Here is a 2,334-nt window from a genome sequence, read left to right as displayed (position 1 = left end):
AACCTGAAGGCCGCAGGTTCAAATCCTGCCCCCGCAACCATACGTATCCGTCTGAAAAGACAGAAGAAAAGCCACCCAAGCGGGTGGCTTTTTTTGTGCACAAAATCCACCGCAGGAAACACATAGGAAACAGACGGAAAGGTAATCCGGCGCATTTTTGTTGGAGTTCACGTTCACATGATGGAGCCGATCCAGTTTTTTATTTCGTCCGGTGGTTTGTGGTTACATCATCCGTTAGCGACGAACATCGCGGATGCGTACGCTGCCTTGAGCTGACTGTTCAGGAATGGGCATTCAGCCATGCGCTGATTTTGGCCACGACCTGATCTTCTATGCCGAAATAGCCATGTGGTGTCAGGGAGCCGCAGTCCTTCCGGGATCTGGTGATCCCACCTGAGATCATGAGAACATGCACATCTTTGCTGGCTGTCATGGACGCTGCGATTTTCTGTGCATTCTGTGGTGGCGCGACAGTGCACGCATCATCTCGATTGGCGACGATAAGGACGGGAACACGGACCTGTTGCGGGTCAGTGCTGAAAACTGTTTCGCCGCTGCCACCCATGACGGAAACGGATTCAGTAAGCACAACACCAGCGATGCTACCGGGGCGGGCATGGGCAGCGCCATTCACGGCCGCGATTGATCCCTGGCTCGTGCCCAGCAGGAAAACAGGGCCTGTTTTCTGCTGGTGCGCGTAAGCGACCAGATCCTCGACAAGACGGGCATAAGGGGGGGAACTCCGTTCTCCCCGAAGATTGGTGCGATTAATCGTGTCCGGGATGAGAACCGTATAGCCCTGTCTGTTCCAGAGACCGCGTGTCCGGACGACAAAATTGTGTCCATGTTCGAGATTGCCGTCCTTTTCAAGGCCGATGTCACCAGCGCCTCCGGGGAGCATGATGAGGGTTCCCCGTGGGGTGGGCGGAGCGGAGATGAGCACTCTCAGCTGACTTCCATCGCCGAGAGACAGGTCGACACTCTGTGCCGCCTGGCTTTGCTCGGAAATGGCGGGGATGTCCTGGCGATGGTGGTCACGCGCGAAGGCTGGTGTGAGCAAAAATGCCGGAGCCAGCAGGACAGTTAGTCGTTTCAAGGGGAATGTGCTCCACATGGTGGCTTCATTGGTCATAACGCTCAGAGGATGATGTGCTGGCAGGTTTGAACAGTTCCGCCAGCCAGTCGATGAAGACGCGTACGCGCGGAGACATCTGCCGGTTATGCGGATAAAGTAGCGAAACCGGGGAGGGGAGTGGTGGAAACCTGCTCAGTACCTCCACCAGGGCACCGGACCGGATGGCGTGCTCCGCATGATAGTGCGGGATCTGGATGAGACCCAGCCCCATCCGTGCGGCTGCAATATAGCTCTCCGCTGCGTTGACGGCGATAGGAAACGGCAGTGTGACGTTCCGGGGCGTTCCATCAATCACGAATTCCAGCGGCAGGATCCTGCCGCGCAGGCTTGACTGGAAACCGACCATGGCATGACCCTCGGGCAGATCGTCCGGATGTGTCGGGATGCCGTGGGATTCCAGATAGGCCGGGGACGCAAGCGTCACTTCATGCAGGGTGGTCACCCGCAGAAGGCAGTCCATGCCCTCACGTACGGGATCGACCAGACGGTCGCCTTCACTCATATGCAGCACGATATCAGGGTAGGCCGCGAAAAATGTCGGCAGGGCGGGCAGGATGAAGTGACGGGCCAGAGTGCCGTGAACGTCGATCCGAAGCGTTCCTCTGGGTTTGATAGTGCCAAAACCCCTCTCGGACTCTTCTATTTCCGCGACGATATAATGGCGGCATGGTCTGAGAAGACCATCCGGGAAGGAAGATTATCATAGACAGGCAGGTGATCCTGATTACCGGGGCGTTGAGCGGATTTGGCGCCATGACGGTCCGAAGGCTCGCAGCCGCCGGACAGTGCGTCTATGCCGGCGTGCGGGACATCGCGGGGAAAGGTGCGGCGGCTGTGAAAGAGGCTGCCAGCTTTGCGCTGGAGTATTCTTGAGTCCAATAAATACAGGTATATTTGGTTGTATTGACTTCAGAGCCTGTTTGGAATGGTAAGTACGACAAGATATTGGAATAATGAAAGTTTTTGGTGAAGCTTTTTTCAAAAAGCTTCGAAAGACGTCGCCTTTTTCGATCGAAAGGCAACATCATTTTCCAGATCCCATATGCAAATATTTCCCGGATAAATACATGTGAGTTATTGATAATTTTAACGGTATTTATAAATATAGTATTACGGCGTGTCGTCAGTTAATTTCTGGGTGTTGTGCGTGAGGGTTGTACTGTCTGTCTGCCTGTGGTGTCTGTTTTTCCGGTTTTGCG

At 54.8% G+C, this 2,334-nt stretch carries 3 protein-coding genes; 1 reads left to right on the top strand and 2 read right to left on the bottom strand.

What is annotated here, in order from left to right:
* Positions 1–280 precede the first annotated feature (280 nt).
* Both B7G66_RS14015 and B7G66_RS14010 read right to left on the bottom strand, forming a co-directional pair.
* The gene (locus B7G66_RS14015; protein ID WP_231105726.1) at positions 281–1,132 is read right to left on the bottom strand and encodes an alpha/beta hydrolase; all 852 of its coding nucleotides are present in this window, start codon (positions 1,130–1,132) and stop codon (positions 281–283) included.
* On the bottom strand, positions 1,122–1,748 hold the full coding sequence (locus B7G66_RS14010; protein ID WP_264986159.1) for a LysR substrate-binding domain-containing protein: 627 nt from the start codon (positions 1,746–1,748) through the stop codon (positions 1,122–1,124). Before B7G66_RS14010 ends, B7G66_RS14015 begins: the two co-directional genes overlap by 11 nt.
* A gap of 101 nt (positions 1,749–1,849) precedes the next feature.
* Here B7G66_RS14010 and B7G66_RS14005 point away from each other — a divergent pair, with 101 nt between their 5' ends.
* Positions 1,850–2,008, top strand: a complete 159-nt coding sequence (locus B7G66_RS14005; RefSeq protein WP_231106206.1) for a hypothetical protein — start codon at positions 1,850–1,852, stop codon at positions 2,006–2,008.
* Positions 2,009–2,334 lie beyond the last annotated feature (326 nt).

The sequence above is a fragment of the Novacetimonas hansenii JCM 7643 genome (genome assembly GCF_000964405.1).
GTDB classification, from domain to species: Bacteria; Pseudomonadota; Alphaproteobacteria; order Acetobacterales; family Acetobacteraceae; genus Novacetimonas; species Novacetimonas hansenii.
This window is presented reverse-complemented; position numbering and strand designations above follow the sequence as displayed.